Below are 15504 nucleotides of genomic sequence, written 5' to 3'. Positions count from 1 at the left end.
AATGAGCGAAGATGAAATTTTAGAGAATATTAAAAAAGAAGTTGAAAAAATTAAAGAGGATTCTAATTATTCAGCCAAAGGGCATTTTGAAAGTGCAGAATATTGGAGAAAATGGAATTATGCTTTAATGAGCGTCTCTATTGTTTCTGTTTGTGCAAGTTTAGTTTTTGTGTATCACGATTTAGACAAATTTTGGAGTGGGCTTATTGCTATTTCATCTGGATTTATTACAATGTTGCTTATATTTTTAAACCCTCAAGAAAAACATTTCTCTCATTATAGAAGTGGAAATCAATTTCTGTCTCTTAGAAATAAAGCAAGTATCTTTTTAGAAGTAGAATCTAAGAATATGAATTTAGAACAACAAATAGAATCTTTGAAAAAGTTAGATTCTAAAAAGAATAAGCTTAACAACACTTCTTTACCCATTTCTAAATATGGATATAAAAGTGCAAAGAGGCAAATTGAAGTAGATAAAAATACACAATACCAAGTAGATAAGGAGCAAAAATGAGCGTAAATAGCTATTTGAATGTTTTGGCACAAGGGGCAATTGTTAGGGATAGTGAAAAGAATAAAATTCAAGTTTCAGTAAATGCTATTAAAGAAAGATTAGAACAGCATTTTACTAGCGAAATAGATAAGGTTTTTCTTTTTGGTTCTTACAAAAGAGGGACAATTATATCAAGAAAGTTTGATGAAAATTCTGATATTGATATAATGGTTGTTTTTAATGATAACAGCTATAAGCCACAAACTTATTTAAATTGGTTAAAAGAATTTGCAGAATCAAGCTATTTCCGCTCCCAAATTTATCAAAGTTTTCCGTCTGTAGTTTTAGAGCTTAATCATATTAAATTTGATTTAGTTCCTGCTATTATTTGTGGTGATAAATATAAAATACCAAGCAAACAAAATTCAGATTGGATTACAACTAATCCAAATGATTTAAATGGGGCATTAATAAATAATCAAACGCTAAGGCGATTAGTAAGGGTAGCTAAAATATGGAATGCAAAACAAGAACTCATTTATGATTCTTATGAATTAGAAAAATGGATAGTTGGCAAGACTTTTAATGGAAATTTAGCTAAGTATTTTTATAGATTTTGCGAGTTATTACCTATTAATTATAATTTATCTCAAGAAAAGAAAAATAAAATTCAAAAATTAAAAGACTTAGCAAGAAAAGCACAAGATAGCAATAATAAAAATTGTATCAAAGGTTTATTTGAATGAGTTTAGAATCTATACCCAACCTCCTCCTTTACACCACACAGGATAAAAAAGTCAAAGTTGAACTCTATGAGCTTGGCGAGAGTGTATTTTTAACACAAGATTCTATTGCCAAACTTTTTACCTTTGCAGGATTACATCTAAAGAAACTTCGTTTTGACACCTCAAAATCTAGTATCAGCGAACATATCACAAATATTCTCAAAGAGGGGGAACTAAGCGAGGTTTTAGTATGTAAGGATTACTTACATACTGCTACAGATTCTAAGCAATATAAAAATTTAATAAAATATAAATTTCAAGCTTATATTAAGCAATCGCACAAAGGAAAATAAATGAGTAAAAAGCAAAAGATAGAAAAAGGCGATGTGCTAATACTCAATGAAATCATCAATCAAGGCATTGATAAAACTAGCTTTAAGGATATTTTAGAAAGTATTGATTTTACTCGTTTTAGCGATAAAATCACGCTTGAAAGCTATCAAAGTGAAGCACTTAGAAATGCTATTATTGCTTTAATGCTTTTTAAAGAATGCCCTATTCCTAAAGCGAGTTATGATATAAAAGGCTTGCTCGCACTTTATCAAAGTTATGATAGCAGGCTAAGTCTTGATAATATCAATCGTGCAAGTTTTTGGATGGCTACTGGGAGTGGAAAAACTATTGTTATGATAAAGCTTATTGCTATTTTAGCTAGACTTATGCATAAAAAAGAATTAGAATCTAAGCCCATAATGCTACTTGCTCCAAATGATAAAATTTTAGAACAATTTAAAAATACTATCTTGCTTTATAATAATTTTCAAGAAAAGCCAATTCAGATTCTAGAACTTAAAGAATATGAAAAACAAAGCACACCAAGCCTTTTTGAAAGTGCATACAAGGTGTATATAGCAAGGAGTGATTTGCTTGATAATGAAGCAAATGTAGGTAAAGATAAAAAAGCAAAAAGGCTAAATTACAAAAATTATTTACGCGAAAATGGCTGGTATATTTTGCTTGATGAGGCACATAGGGGCGATAGTGGCTTTTCAACGCGAAAAAGTTATATAAACGAGCTTGCAAAAGGACTTAAGCAAGATGCTAAACCAAGTGGATTTATTTTTAATTTCTCTGCGACTTTTGATGATGAAATTGATATGCAAACTTGTGCTTTTAATTATAATTTAGAAAGGTTTAATCTTGACGGTTATGGTAAAAATATCGCTGTGCTAGATTCTGACTTAAAGGCTTTTTCAAGTGGGGAAAATGAAATAGAACAGCTTGAAAAAATCATGCAAAGTTTTATTATCTTTACGGCTATTTTAAAGGCTAAAAAAGAGCTTTTTACGCAGTTTCACACTTCTTTTGAGAAGAGTGAAAATAAAAAATTATTTTATCACAATCCTTTAATCATAGCAGTTTCAGATAAGGTAAATACGCAAATAGCTGGTATAAAGCTGTATTTTGAGGCTATATTAAAGATAGTTAAAGGCGAGGTTAAGGATTTTGAGGGCTTATTAGCAAAACTCTGCAAGGATTTAGAAAAAACAAGCTTATATTTTGGGACAGATTATTTAGCTAATACACTTATAGAAAAGCTAAAAGATATAAGTTTAGATGAGGTAAGACAAAGCGTATTTTATGCAAAGGCAAATGCTGGCATTGAGGCTTGCAAGATAAAGGGCAATGATAAAGAACTTGTTTTTAAGAGCAAAAACGCAAGCAAGCCCTTTTTACTTTTGAATATAGGAAATATTAAAGAATGGCAAAAAGAATATATCATTAAGCTAGGAATTGACATAGGCGAGGATTTAGAGCAGGGATATTTTGCAGGTATTAATGAGACAAAATCCCCTATAAATATAATGATGGGTAGCAAAGTTTTTAGCGAGGGCTGGGATAGTAACCGCGTAAATATTATCAATTTTATCAATATAGGTAGCACGCAGGCAAAAAAATATGTTTTACAAACCATTGGTAGAGGTGTAAGAATCGAGCCTTTTGCTTATGTGCGTAAAAGACTTGAAAAATGCACTTTAAAAAACTTTGATATAGAAGCAAAGCTAGGCTTTTATAATAAATGGCTTGAAACTCTTTTTATTATGGCTAGTGATAAAGAAGCGATTAAATACATACTAGAAAAAATGCAGCAATTTAGCTCAAAAAAAGCCCTAAAAGGTTTTAGAAAAAATCAAAACTTTAGTCCCTTATATGTGCCAAAATATAAGGCAGAAACTATGCAAGAAAGAGAGTATAAAATCTCTTGTGATGATTATGAAGGGCTTTGTGATTTTATAGAAAGTTATGATGAAGATGTTTTGCTTTTAAATACTAATTTAAAAAGTGAAGCCTTAGGCTTTAAGACTTTAGAAAAAATCAAAAATAAAAGCAATATAGCTGTGATAGAGGGCAGAAAACAATACAATGACTATGAAAAAATGCTAAAAATACTTGATAGTTTTTTCACAAGAAGCTATAAGGTGCTAGAAAAATTTGAGCCATTAAATGATGAGATAAAACATTTTCATAATTTTACAAGCACGCTTTCTTATAATATGATTGAGGAATTAAATCAAAAAATAAAAGAGGTTTTAAGAGCAAAGAGTGATAAGGAGATAGAAGCAGAAATTAGGGCTGGAAAAAGCCTAAAAGAAGCGATGAAACAAGGAAAACAAGAGCTTGAATTTATTGGCTATACTATTGATGCTGAATTAAAAGAACATTATTATAGCCCCTTAATTTCTAAAGAAAATGACAATAAAATCTCATATAGCATTAAAAATAAAAGTGAAATTGACTTTTTAAAGGAGTTAAAAGAATATATCAAGTATGATGATAATATTTTAAAAGCTTATGAATGGTGTTTTAGCAAACTTGTAGAAAATATTGATGAAATTTATATCCCATATTTTGATGAAGAAGCACAGAGTGAAAAGAGATTTTATCCAGATTTTATTTTTTGGTTAAGACATAAAAAAACTAAGAATAATACGATACTATTTATCGACCCAAAGGGTTTAAAACACGCACAAAATATTGCAATAAATAAAATCGAGGGATTTAAGCATATTTTTGCAAAAGCAAATTCGCAAAATATCAATGTCAAGCTGTTCTTTTATAATGAAAAACAAGAACTAAAAGGCTATGATGAGTATATTAAAACAAAGATTAAGGACATTTTTGCAAGCCTTTCTTATGCCTAACATTTTCTCTCCTGCTTGAAAAAGTGTAGTATATCCCAAGTAGCTTTTATCTAAGCTTAGAAACTTTGCTTTGAAATTTACATTTTTATCCTATACTTTCATTTTAAAAAGTCAAATTTTTTTATAAAAAAGGACAGCTATGGGACGTGCGTTTGAGTATAGAAGGGCTTCAAAAGAGGCTCGTTGGGATAAGATGAGTAAGCTTTTTCCTAAGCTTGCTAAGGCTATTCAAGTAGCAGCTAAAGAAGGTGGGCTTGATCCTGAGATGAATCCCAAGCTTCGTTCAGCCATCGCCACAGCAAAAGCTAGCAATATGCCAAAAGACAATATCGACGCAGCCATAAAGCGAGCCAGTGGCAAAGATGGAGTCGATATAAAAAATATCCATTATGAAGGCAAAGCCCCACACGGAGCTTTGATTATGGTTGAGTGCATGAGCGATAATCCTACACGCACAGTAGCAAACGTCAAAGCCATTTTTAGCAAAAATGGCGGTGAACTTCTACAAAATGGCTCTTTAAGCTTTATGTTTTCAAGAAAGGCAGTGTTTCATCTTGAGCCTTTTAAAGGTGATTTAGAAGAACTTGAACTCGAACTTATAGACTTTGGACTTGAAAGCTTAGAGCAAAGTGAAGAAGAGCTTTTAATCATGGGCGATTATACCGCCTTTGGTGAGCTTAGCACCACTCTTGAAAATAAGGGCTTAACGCTTAAAAAAGCTGGGCTTGAGTATGTGCCAAATTCGCCTTTAAGTTTTGATGAAAATCAGCTTTTAGATATAGAAAAACTGCTTGACAAGCTCGAAGATGATGATGATGTGCAAGCTGTTTATACAAATATAGATTAAAAAAAGGACAAACAATGCTTAAAAACATAGATACAAGCAAGGCAAATGAGTATCAAAACGCTTTAATTACGACTTCTAAAGGAGATATAAAGCTTAAGCTTTTTGCAGATGAAGCCCCTCAAGCGGTGTGCAATTTCGCGAATTTAGCTCAAGAGGGCTTTTACAGGGGTTTGAAATTCCACAGAGTGATCCCAAATTTTGTTATTCAAGGTGGTTGTCCTTATGGTAATGGCATGGGCGGTCCAGGTTATGAGATAGAATGCGAGTGTGATAACCAAAGCCACAAACACCTTCGTGGCACGCTTAGTATGGCTCATGCAGGACGTGATACAGGCGGAAGTCAGTTTTTCATCACACATAGCCCACAGCCTCATTTAGACGGCGTTCATACCGTGTTTGGACAGATTGACTTCAATGATGAAGCGAGTTTAAAAGTGCTTGATAGTATCAAACAAGGTGATATTATCGAAGATATAAAGATTTTTAAAGATAAAAAGCACCAAAGCCCGACTATGAAAGCTAGAAGCACGCAAAGCTTTAAAGCTCAAGATGACAAAACAACAACCCAGCCTAAAAAAGCTTTAAAAAGCAAGCAAAACTTAGATAAAATTTCAACACAAAAAGCTAAAAAAATTCCAGCCCAAACCAAACGTCCTAAGTTTAGAAGCAAAGCTAAAAGAAGATAAGTTAATTTATAGCCTTTGATCGTTTATTCATAAAAAGGCTTTGGCTTTTTATGAGAGTTTGTTTGTAGTTTTTTGTATTTTCCATTTTTATTTTATTTTAATTTAAAACACTAAGAATTTAAAGTCAAAATTCCACAAAATACTTCTTTTTGTGGAATTTTTTTAGAAAAATATAAGCTTTTAAGTTTTATTTTGCTAGAATTTCGGGCGATAATTTTAAATTTTTAAGGAGATTTTTACATGAAATCAAAATTTTCCATAGTTTTAGCTCTTGCCTTGCTTGGCTCTTCGCTTTATGCAGCTCCAAGGCAAAATGCTCCTAGACAAACTCCGCCTCAAAGGGTCGCACCAGTTCCTCAGCCAACAGCTATGCAAAGATTTGAAACAAGGATGAGTGAGCTTGAAGAAAGAGTTGATGAAGCGGAATTTCAAACAGGTTTGGATAAGATCAAATTTGGTCTTGATTTTTCATTGGGTGTAGGCGATACAACCTACGATGTTAAGGAAAGTCTCAATTCCAAAGCTCACAAAAAATACAAAGCCCACAACAAATGGGCGAGTGAATTGTTCCTTAATATGAGTGCTGCGATTAACGACTACACTAAATTTTATGGTCGTTTATCCATGTCGAAAAATTGGGGGCAAATGGATGTTACAAATGTGGGCAATCCGCTTGATATAGACGCTGGACGCAACCCTCGCACAAGTGGATCAAGTATCTATGTAAGTCGTGCTTATATTGATCTTTTTGCTACCGAAGAAGTGGTTTTCACCTTAGGACGCCAACCCGGAACTGAAGGTCCAGGAAGCAACCTTAGAAACAATGCTCTTCGCCAATCAACCTACCCAGCTCTTGCTATCAACACTTTAGGCGATGCAGCGGTGGTTACTTTTAAGCCAGTTTTATTAAGTGATTTTGCTTTTGCAGTGCGTGGAGCGTATGGCAAGGTATATCAGTATGATGAGGAAGGAATTATTAGAGATTGGTCAGGAGCAACTTCAAAGTCAGACGCTGATTTGTGGTATGCTTCAGCTGAAATGAGACTTCCTTTTGAGCAATTTGGCGTAGGTAACAACCTCTTAATGCTTTCTTATGTGCGTTTGAATAATTTTTCTTTACCATTAGGTGCGACATTAGGGGGCGTGCGTAATTTAGGAAATTCTGATATTGTAAATTTACACTTTGAGGCGTATAATCTTTGGGATATAGGTTTGAATTATTTTGGCTCTTTGGGGTATTATAAAGGAAGCGATGCAAAAGAGCTTGCACCTGGGACGAGATTATTCAATGAAAAAAATGCTTATGCTGCACATGTGGGCTTAAGATATGATTTTAATCAATATTTTAAACTTGGTGGCGAATACTTCTACGGAAGCCGTTTTTGGTATACCCTTTCAAGATCAAGCTTTAATGATCCTTTAAATATAAGACAAACAAGAGGACATGCTTTTGATGTGTATGCAATCGCTCAAGTGGATAAAAATCAATTCTTCCGCTTAAGTTATACAAGGATTAACAATCTTTGGGGCAATAGAGGCTTGCCTATAAATGGAGCACCGGGTAAAAACGTGGGTGAAGATAGCACAGCAGATAACATTATGCTTGTATATAATGTAAAATTCTAAAAAAGGAGTAAAGATGAAAAAAGTTTTACTAATAGCACTTTTTGCTTTACCAAGTTTAAGTTTAGCAGCTGATTGTGTAGCACTTGCAAAGCAGTATCAAGCTCCAAATCCAGCTTCAAAAACTATGGCACAAATCGAGCGTTGGGTAAAAAACAAAGTCGATAACCCAGCTGATGCTGATGCGCTTAGAGAATGCCTTTTAGCTGGAGCTGCTGATAATCCAAATCAAGCTTCATTTGCTGGTAAATAAACCTAGCCTTTTAAAAAGCCCATTTTTGGGCTTTTGCTTTTTAATTCTTTTTTTGAAATGAACTCATGCAAGAACTCATAGACTTTATACTTCACACTGCAAGCAAGCTTAGCTATCTTGGCATAGTGCTTTTAATGACTTTAGAAAGTTGTTTCATCCCTTTTCCTAGCGAGCTTGTAATGATCCCGGCTGGGTATTTGGCTCACAAGGGCGAGTTTAACATATATGTATGTATAGTATGTGGAGTTTTAGGCTCTATTTTAGGGGCTTTGATTAATTATTATCTTTGTTTTTTCTTTGGGCGAGCCTTTGTGCTTAAATGGGGTAAATATATCGGGCTTAATGAAGCTAAATTTGCCAAATTTGAGGTATTTTTTAATAAACATGGCGAGTTTTCAACCTTTGTGTGTCGCTTAATACCGGGCATTCGTCAATATATCTCTATGCCAGCTGGCTTAGCGAAAATGAACCTAAAAAGATTTATCTTTTTTACGGGCTTGGGAAGCTTTTTGTGGGTAAGTATTTTAGTCTTGCTTGGGTATTTTTTAGGACAAAATGAAGAGCTTATCGCTGAATATTTGCACCAAATTTTTATCATTATCTTTATCTTCATTGCCATTGCGAGCGTGTTTTATATCTATATACGAAAAAAGCCAAAGCAGAAGCGGACAAAAGAAGATCAAAAATAGACTAGAGGAGCTAGGATAGTCTCTTCGTCTATTTTTGTTTGTGAAGCTAAAAGCCTAAATTCACACCGCCATTTGTGCCAAGTTTATAAGTAGCTTCCCTGCCTTGCTCGCTTGAAAGCGTGCAAGTATCATTAAAGCCTGCTATGCCTTGTAAAACTTTGCCTTTTGAGCTGTTCTTATTAACGCTTGTGATTTGCACCTTTGAGCTTGTGCCTTGGCTTTTATTTATACACTCATACACTGCATTTAACTCAAGCTCTTCTTCAAAGCTTACTTCACCTTCGTTTGCAAGCGTGATATAAGCTGGATAAAGTTCATTTAAAATGTCTTTTGAAAGAGCATTTGCTATCTTTGTCAAAGCTTCTTCATTTGTTTTGACGCTTTCATCTTTAAGGCTAAGTTGCAAAGTGATGGTGTTTGCAAGCTTGATCTCTTTTGTGGCAAATAAGATCAAACGATAATCCACCGCCACATCGCCTTTAAGCGTGTTTGACTGGGTGGTGAGCTTTGAGCTTTTGCTTGAGCTTGCACTGATATCTCTTAAGTTAAAAATCAGCATATAATCACTTCCCATGACATTGCCAAGCTTAAAAATATCTTCACTTGAGCCGTCTTCGCTTTCAATCACGGCTTTTTCAGCCTTATAATAGGCTTCATTTTTTCTATCTAAGACATTAAATTTCTTGCTTTTTGTGAAATCATTAACAAGTTTTTGTCCTAAGTTTTCGCCCAAAGCCTTAAATCTTGAAGCATTAAAAATCACCAAATTTGGCTTTTCATTGCGTGAGAAAAGCGTCTTAAAGACATTAACGCTTACAAAATACCTTCCATTTGGCTCTAAAGCTACTTTAGTAAGCTCATAGCTATCTATATAACCTTTTGTGGCTTTAAAAGTTGAACTTGTAAAGACTTGAGGCTGAAAAAGATTGAAATTTGAAAAGCTTTGTGTGCGGATTTGTTGTTTGAAATTTGCTGTATTAAAGCCCTTAAGTTTCATTACCGCATCAATGATAGCAAGTCGCACAGCTTCTTCTTGTGTTAGTGCACTTGCCTGCCCGCTTGAAACTTTGATAAAAGTGCCTTCTTTGCTTGTGATTGAAGTAGCAGTATCTGGACTAAAATTTGTCGTAGTAGAGTTTGACTCTACTACTTGCTCGTTTGGCTGTGCTAAAACAAAGCCAAAGGCACATAAAACTAATAAAAAAAACCTTTTCATCACAAAAGCCTTACCAAGTTACAGACTTTTTATCGCCTGCCTTTGAGATAGTTTGTTCATCTTCCCAATACGCTAAGCCGCTGTTAAGATCAGTTACGCTAAGCAAGAAGAAGTATTCAGCCTGAATATCGCCATTTCTTAGTTTAACAGTATCTTGTCTGATCTTGCCAGCTAGTGAAAAATCCGGCGCAACAAGTGTGCCTTTTTTAGCGATAGTGCCTTGATTGAACTCATCATTATCTCTTAACTCTCTTACATCATGGCTCATACTATCTCTTGCTCCACCAGCTGCTACAGCTGTAGTAAGCACAAATTTACCTGATTTACGAAGAGCGATAGTGATCTTTGAGATGAGCTTATCTGTGTCAATTCGTTGAGGTGTGTCATTAACTATACGTCCTATAGCGATAACCTTTCTTTGTCCCGGAGCGATGTTTGCAAAAGCTGGATCTTTAAGCATACTTTGTATCATCACATCAGCAGCATTTTCAAAATCTTCTCTGTCAAGTCCTAAAGTGAGTGCATCACCTTGTTTAATTTGTCCGCTTTTACCATCAGTATAAATAGGCTTAGTGCCACACGCTGTGAGTAACGCACCAAACATAACGCTTAGAGCCAGTGTTTGAATTTTTTTCATTATTTCTCCTTTTTTGAAAGTTATTTTTCGCTTAAAATGATTCTAAAATCGCTTGCGTCTTTATTGCTTGCTACCCTTTGGATCAAAAACTCTTGATTTTCTTTAAGTGTAATATCTTTAAACACACCATCTTGGTAAGTCTTAAGTGTAAAGCCGTCTTCATCTTTCCACGAAATTTGATAGCTGAGTTTAAGCTCATCTTCACTAAGAAGCACAAGTTCAAATTCAAGCAAGCCATTGCTATTGGTTTTATAGTTAAATTCTTTTACGATTTGCTTTTTTACGCCTTGAAAGCTAATGTGCTTTTGCACTCTTTTTTCTAAAGCACTTGGTTCTTTACTTGAGCAAGCAAGAAAGACAAAAGTAAGACTTGCAAGGCTTAAGATAAGTAAAATTTTCCTCATTTTTTCCCCTTTAAGGTTGGATTAGATAAAATGTATTTGGTAGGTATCTTAAATATGATCGTATTACAAGCATAGCGTTTTTATCTTTGTTAATTTCATTGTTTGTGTAAAGAATCCTGCCATCATCGCTTTTTATGATAAGTTCGCCATTATTTTCGATCATTGCTACGCTTGCAAATTTAGGTAAAGCATTCCAAAAACGCACATCAGCTCTACTTGTTGAGGCTGTAACTATGCTACTTGCCATACTAAGCAAACCTCCTGTTGGATCGTTTTTAGCTACTGCAATATTGAGCGTGGTTTTAAGTATGGTTGAGCTGATCGCTTTAGTGATCTTAGTTGCAAGTTCTGTTTTAAATTCAGTGGCAATCACATCATCAAAGCTGACAAATTGTGAAGTTTTAATCCCATTTGCGAGTATATAGCTAAAGGAATTTTCCCTTTTTTTCAAGATTGGTAGTGCAAAAGAGCTTGTGATGAGTTGATCATCAAAGATAAAAGGTAGAGTAAAGCTAAGCTCATCAAGTCCAGCTCCAAAGCCGCTTTCATACACAACGAAAATGTATTTTTGAAGTCTTTGCGGATTTGTTGAGGAAGCGTATTGGTTAAATACTTTAAATTCTTTTTTAAACTCGGCACTTCTTGAGTTGATCACTGCAACTTCTTTAAGCAAATCAACTGCCCTTGTATAATCCTTGTCTAAAAAGAAAAATAAGGCTGCGGTGTAGGTAGCATAGGGGTTGATAAAGTTTTTGCTTGTATCAAAATCTTTGAGTAAGTGATCGTATTGTGAAAGCACATTTTCATAGTTTTGTTTCATATTTTCATCAAAGTTTTGCGTGCTTTTGGCTTCTTCAAATTCGGCTCTATTAGCTGCGATTTGGTTTGCAAAATACTCTTTTGCCTTACCTTGACGCATTAAAGCCCTGTTAAATTCAACTCTTGCGTTTTCAAAGTCGTTTAAACTCATAAAATTTAAGCCCTTATAGATATTAACCATTATCCTTTCATAAAGCGTGCCTTGATAGTCAAACACAGCTTCATTAACAAGGGCTGATCCAACAAGCTTTGCACCTTTTGATCCAAGTCCTTCTAAATCTACATCGTATTTATAAGCTTCTTCAGCTTTATCTAAGAAATCATTACTGATATTAAAATCTCCACAATTCCTTGCGATAGCTCCTGCATTTAAGCCTGTGTAAATGATATCTTTGTTACTATCCATTCGTTTTTGTTCTGTTTTAAAGAAGCTTTCAGAACAAAAATGATTGCTTAAAGCTTTTTCGTAAAATTGATTATCTGCTACGTGATTTGCACAAGCACTGAAAAGTAAAAGAGCTGGCAAAACCAAAAGTATCAAACGCAAAGCATATCCTTATAATCCGTATAAAAAGCAACATTATAACATAAAAATCTTTATTTTATGAAAAAATGAGCTTTTAAAGCTTGTATTTTTTTGCAAAATATAAATTTAAAAACTCGTTTTAACTCCTTATAAAACAAAGAGCAAAAGCCCTAAATTAGCTTTTTGAGTGATGATAATTTTTTTTGATTTAAGAACTTATAAATTTATATAAAAACACATTAAAAATAAAGCAAAAAGATATTATAATTTTAAGAAAATTTTTGTATAAAAAGCGAGAAAAAGCGATGAAAACTTATCTTGAAAAAGCAAATACGCTTATTGAAGCTTTACCATATATCCGCAAGTTTAATTCTAAAATCATAGTAATTAAATACGGTGGATCAGCTATGGAAAATGAAGCCCTTAAAATCAGCGTTATGCAAGACATAGCCCTTTTAAAGCTTGTCGGTTTAAAGCCTGTCATCGTGCATGGAGGCGGTAAAGAAATCACTTCAATGTGCGGAAAACTAGGTGTTAAAAGCGAATTTAAAAATGGACTAAGAATCAGTTCAAAAGAAGCTGTAGAAGTGGCTGAAATGGTGCTTTTTAAGATCAATAAAACCTTAGTGCAAAACCTTGAATGTCAAGGCGTGAAAGCACTTGGAATTTGCGGAAAAGATGGCGGACTTTTACACTGCGAAAAGCAAGATGAAAGCTTAGGTTTTGTAGGACACATTAAAAGTGTGCGTCAAAGCGTGCTTAAAGATTTACTTGAAAAGGACTTTTTGCCTATCATCGCCCCTATTGGTATGAATGAAAACTATGAAAGTTTTAATATCAACGCTGATGATGTAGCGTGCGAGGTTTCAAAGGCTTTAAGGGCTGAAAAACTTGTATTTTTAAGCGATGTTGAGGGGCTTTACAAAAACTACGAGGATAAAAACTCGCTCATCTCAAGGATAGGAATCAAAGAAGCAAAAGAGCTTATCAAACACACACAAGGCGGTATGCTTGTAAAGTTAAATTCCTGCGTTGATGCTCTTGAAAACGGCGTAAAAAGAGTGCATATCTTAGACGGACGCGTTAAACACAGCCTTTTGCTTGAAATTTTTACAAATGATGGTTTAGGGACATTGATAGGAGGGGATTTATGAACGCATACAAAGAACAAAGCCACATAGTTCAAATTTACAAACGCTTTGATCTCGTGCTTGAAAGAGGTAAGAGTGTGTATCTTTATGATGATAAGGGGCAAGAATTTCTTGATTTTGCTGCTGGTATAGGGGTTTGTGCCTTAGGTTATGCACACAAGGGCTTTAATGAAGCTTTGAAAACACAGCTTGATAAGCTCATACACACAAGCAATCTTTTTTATAACGAAAATATCGCTCAAGCTGCTTTAAATCTAGCCAAAGCAAGCGGTTTAAGCCGCGTTTTTTTTACAAATTCAGGCACAGAAGCCATAGAAGGAGCGATGAAAGTCGCTCGCAAATATGCCTATAATAAAGGCATTAAAAACGCTGAATTTATAGCGATGAAACACTCTTTTCACGGACGCACACTAGGAGCTTTAAGCCTAACAGCAAATGAAAAATACCAAAAGCCCTTTAAACCACTTGTCCGCGGGATAAAATTTGCTGAGTTTAATAACTTTGAAAGCGTGCGAGCAAAACTAAATGAAAAAACTTGTGCTATCGTGCTTGAAAGCGTGCAAGGAGAAGGGGGCATTAATCCAGCACAAAAGCCTTTTTATGAGGCTTTAAGAAAGCTTTGTGATGAGAAAGATATTTTGCTTATTGCTGATGAAATTCAATGTGGTATGGGGCGAAGTGGGAAGTTTTTTGCATACGAACATTTTGGCATTTTACCTGATGTGATGACAAGTGCAAAAGCTCTTGGTTGTGGGCTTAGCGTGGGGGCTTTTGTGGTGAGTGAAAAGGTGGCTCAACACTCGCTTGAGTATGGCGATCATGGTAGCACTTACGGAGGCAATCCTTTAGCGTGTGCAGCTGTTAATGCTGTATTTAAAGCGTTTAAAGAAGAAAAAATCCTAGAAAATGTCAAAAAACTTAGCCCATATCTTGAAAAAACCCTAGAAGAACTCGTGCAAAAATATAATTTTGTGCAAAAAAGAAGTGGTTTAGGCTTTATGCAAGGATTAAGTTTAAGCCCTAAGGTAAAAGTAGCTGATGTGCTTAGCAAAGCAAGGCAAAACAAGCTCATACTCATTAGCTGTGGCAAAAATGACTTGCGTTTCTTACCACCCCTCATCATCAAAAAAGAGCAAATAGATGAGATGAGAGAAAAACTAGAACAAAGTTTAAAAGCTTTTGTGTGAGTTAAATTTACTTCAGCGACGAGAAAAACGAAGAATGCTATAAGGCTGAATTTACTCTTAGCAAGCGGGTAAGGGTATTAATTTTTAAGCTTAAAAATACTTGATTTGCTTTCTTGCTCGCAAAAAGCTGATAAAAGCATAAATACATTGTTATAATCTTGCGATGAGCTTTGCATTCGAGTAAAAAGGGCTTAAAGAAAGTATCAAATCAAGATTTTTTCAAGTTTTATGATGAACTTGATTGGCGACAATTTAATTACTGCGTAAAAAAGGGCTTTTAAAGTAGCTCTTAAAGCTATAAAACCCTTTCGCAAGCTTTTTGTAGTATTTTCAAATTTTATTCGTTTGTGCCTATACTTACAAGTAAATTTCCTTGCCTGCAATCATCACCGCAAATGTTTGTTTCTAGCCATTTTTTTAAAGCTTTTCTCATAAAATGTTTTTTTGGTAAGAAGCTTAAGGCTTCTTGTGCACCTATAGTATATTCTTGTTCAAATTTGTATCCAGCTTCTATGAGTTCATCTATTTGTGTATATATAGAAAGCTCTAAGCCATAAGCCCAAGTTCCATTTTGTTGCATTAAGGCTTTGCCTATGCGATAGGCAAGAGAATTGCCATTGGGGATAATAGATATCATTTTTTTGCAATACGGTCTCCAAAGCTTCAGCATATTTATGCGTTCTTCTTTAGGAAAATGCTCCATTAAGCCTGCATGAAAAATGATGTCAAATTCTTTTTCCTTAAAGGGTAAGGGTTTGAGTGCGTCATGATGCATGGCATTAAGATTTATCTTGAGTTCTTTTGCAACTTCTAAAGCTAAATCTAAGCATTTTTGCTCATTATCAAGTGCGTAAGTTTCACAACCCAATCTTGCCAAGCAAAGACTTGTTTGCCCAGAACCTATGCCAATTTCTAAAACCTTATCAGTGCTTTTTGCAAGCTTTAGAATTTCTTGTGTTTGTGAGCTAAGTTCATTTTTTATGATTTGTTGCAAGACTTGTTCTTTTAGGCTTGTATTATAAATTTCTCCCCATTCTTGTGGCTC

The 15504-nt window shown here is 34.5% G+C and carries 15 protein-coding genes and 1 pseudogene; 11 read left to right on the top strand and 5 right to left on the bottom strand.

Features of this window, described 5'->3' with window-relative positions:
• Position 1: 1 nt before the first annotated feature.
• From DMB91_RS05965 to DMB91_RS05925, 9 genes and pseudogenes are all read left to right on the top strand, one after another.
• The gene (locus DMB91_RS05965) at positions 2-514 is read left to right on the top strand and encodes an SLATT domain-containing protein (RefSeq protein ID WP_034903194.1); all 513 of its coding nucleotides are present in this window, start codon (positions 2-4) and stop codon (positions 512-514) included.
• On the top strand, positions 511-1239 hold the full coding sequence (locus DMB91_RS05960; RefSeq protein ID WP_034903197.1) for an SMODS domain-containing nucleotidyltransferase: 729 nt from the start codon (positions 511-513) through the stop codon (positions 1237-1239). The genes DMB91_RS05965 and DMB91_RS05960 overlap by 4 nt, the downstream gene beginning before the upstream one ends.
• The gene (locus DMB91_RS05955) at positions 1236-1571 is read left to right on the top strand and encodes a hypothetical protein (RefSeq protein ID WP_034903199.1); all 336 of its coding nucleotides are present in this window, start codon (positions 1236-1238) and stop codon (positions 1569-1571) included. The genes DMB91_RS05960 and DMB91_RS05955 overlap by 4 nt, the downstream gene beginning before the upstream one ends.
• Entirely contained in the window at positions 1572-4421 is a 2850-nt protein-coding gene (locus tag DMB91_RS05950) for a DEAD/DEAH box helicase family protein (RefSeq protein ID WP_034903203.1), read from the top strand. It abuts the gene before it with no gap.
• 139 nt (positions 4422-4560) lie between these two features.
• On the top strand, positions 4561-5268 hold the full coding sequence (locus DMB91_RS05945) for a YebC/PmpR family DNA-binding transcriptional regulator (RefSeq protein ID WP_034903206.1): 708 nt from the start codon (positions 4561-4563) through the stop codon (positions 5266-5268).
• A gap of 14 nt (positions 5269-5282) precedes the next feature.
• Positions 5283-5750 (top strand): annotated as a pseudogene (locus DMB91_RS05940) (peptidylprolyl isomerase); the annotation flags it as partial.
• A gap of 444 nt (positions 5751-6194) precedes the next feature.
• On the top strand, positions 6195-7580 hold the full coding sequence (locus DMB91_RS05935) for a DUF3373 family protein (protein WP_034903209.1): 1386 nt from the start codon (positions 6195-6197) through the stop codon (positions 7578-7580).
• Positions 7581-7593: 13 nt separating this feature from the next.
• Entirely contained in the window at positions 7594-7830 is a 237-nt protein-coding gene (locus tag DMB91_RS05930) for a hypothetical protein (protein WP_034903212.1), read from the top strand.
• Positions 7831-7895: 65 nt separating this feature from the next.
• Complete coding sequence (locus tag DMB91_RS05925) at positions 7896-8519, top strand: DedA family protein (RefSeq protein ID WP_034903215.1); 624 nt, start codon at positions 7896-7898, stop codon at positions 8517-8519.
• Between the two features lie 46 nt (positions 8520-8565).
• On the opposite strand, the gene DMB91_RS05920 is transcribed toward DMB91_RS05925, so the two are convergent.
• Genes DMB91_RS05920 through DMB91_RS05905 form a run of 4 tightly spaced genes read right to left on the bottom strand, consistent with a single transcriptional unit; the run spans position 8566 to position 12142 of the window.
• A complete protein-coding gene (locus DMB91_RS05920) occupies positions 8566-9735 on the bottom strand; it encodes a CsgG/HfaB family protein (protein WP_034903218.1) in 1170 nt (389 codons plus the stop codon).
• A gap of 10 nt (positions 9736-9745) precedes the next feature.
• Positions 9746-10372, bottom strand: a complete 627-nt coding sequence (gene lpoB / locus DMB91_RS05915; protein WP_034903221.1) for a penicillin-binding protein activator LpoB — start codon at positions 10370-10372, stop codon at positions 9746-9748.
• Between the two features lie 20 nt (positions 10373-10392).
• Positions 10393-10776, bottom strand: coding sequence for a DUF1425 domain-containing protein (locus tag DMB91_RS05910; RefSeq protein WP_034903223.1), 384 nt, complete (start codon positions 10774-10776; stop codon positions 10393-10395).
• Positions 10777-10786: 10 nt separating this feature from the next.
• Positions 10787-12142: a hypothetical protein gene (locus DMB91_RS05905; protein ID WP_034903226.1), complete on the bottom strand. Its 1356-nt coding sequence runs from the start codon at positions 12140-12142 to the stop codon at positions 10787-10789.
• Positions 12143-12426: 284 nt separating this feature from the next.
• Here DMB91_RS05905 and argB point away from each other — a divergent pair, with 284 nt between their 5' ends.
• Both argB and DMB91_RS05895 read left to right on the top strand, forming a co-directional pair.
• Positions 12427-13275, top strand: coding sequence for an acetylglutamate kinase (argB, locus tag DMB91_RS05900; RefSeq protein WP_034903756.1), 849 nt, complete (start codon positions 12427-12429; stop codon positions 13273-13275).
• Entirely contained in the window at positions 13272-14459 is a 1188-nt protein-coding gene (locus tag DMB91_RS05895; RefSeq protein ID WP_034903510.1) for an aspartate aminotransferase family protein, read from the top strand. Before argB ends, DMB91_RS05895 begins: the two co-directional genes overlap by 4 nt.
• A 337-nt stretch (positions 14460-14796) precedes the next feature.
• Here DMB91_RS05895 and DMB91_RS05890 read toward each other — a convergent pair whose 3' ends face one another.
• Positions 14797-15453, bottom strand: a complete 657-nt coding sequence (locus DMB91_RS05890; protein WP_052043157.1) for a class I SAM-dependent methyltransferase — start codon at positions 15451-15453, stop codon at positions 14797-14799.
• Between the last annotated feature and the right edge of the window lie 51 nt (positions 15454-15504).

The organism is Campylobacter sp. MIT 97-5078 (assembly GCF_006864455.1).
Lineage (GTDB): Bacteria > Campylobacterota > Campylobacteria > Campylobacterales > Campylobacteraceae > Campylobacter_D.
This window is presented reverse-complemented; position numbering and strand designations above follow the sequence as displayed.

Coding starts and splice junctions, on each gene's coding strand:
- DMB91_RS05965 (WP_034903194.1), top strand. CDS start 2: ATGAGCGAAGATGAAATTTTAGAGAATATTAAAAAAGAAGTTGAAAAA.
- DMB91_RS05960 (WP_034903197.1), top strand. CDS start 511: ATGAGCGTAAATAGCTATTTGAATGTTTTGGCACAAGGGGCAATTGTT.
- DMB91_RS05955 (WP_034903199.1), top strand. CDS start 1,236: ATGAGTTTAGAATCTATACCCAACCTCCTCCTTTACACCACACAGGAT.
- DMB91_RS05950 (WP_034903203.1), top strand. CDS start 1,572: ATGAGTAAAAAGCAAAAGATAGAAAAAGGCGATGTGCTAATACTCAAT.
- DMB91_RS05945 (WP_034903206.1), top strand. CDS start 4,561: ATGGGACGTGCGTTTGAGTATAGAAGGGCTTCAAAAGAGGCTCGTTGG.
- DMB91_RS05935 (WP_034903209.1), top strand. CDS start 6,195: ATGAAATCAAAATTTTCCATAGTTTTAGCTCTTGCCTTGCTTGGCTCT.
- DMB91_RS05930 (WP_034903212.1), top strand. CDS start 7,594: ATGAAAAAAGTTTTACTAATAGCACTTTTTGCTTTACCAAGTTTAAGT.
- DMB91_RS05925 (WP_034903215.1), top strand. CDS start 7,896: ATGCAAGAACTCATAGACTTTATACTTCACACTGCAAGCAAGCTTAGC.
- DMB91_RS05920 (WP_034903218.1), bottom strand. CDS start 9,735: ATGAAAAGGTTTTTTTTATTAGTTTTATGTGCCTTTGGCTTTGTTTTA.
- lpoB (WP_034903221.1), bottom strand. CDS start 10,372: ATGAAAAAAATTCAAACACTGGCTCTAAGCGTTATGTTTGGTGCGTTA.
- DMB91_RS05910 (WP_034903223.1), bottom strand. CDS start 10,776: ATGAGGAAAATTTTACTTATCTTAAGCCTTGCAAGTCTTACTTTTGTC.
- argB (WP_034903756.1), top strand. CDS start 12,427: ATGAAAACTTATCTTGAAAAAGCAAATACGCTTATTGAAGCTTTACCA.
- DMB91_RS05895 (WP_034903510.1), top strand. CDS start 13,272: ATGAACGCATACAAAGAACAAAGCCACATAGTTCAAATTTACAAACGC.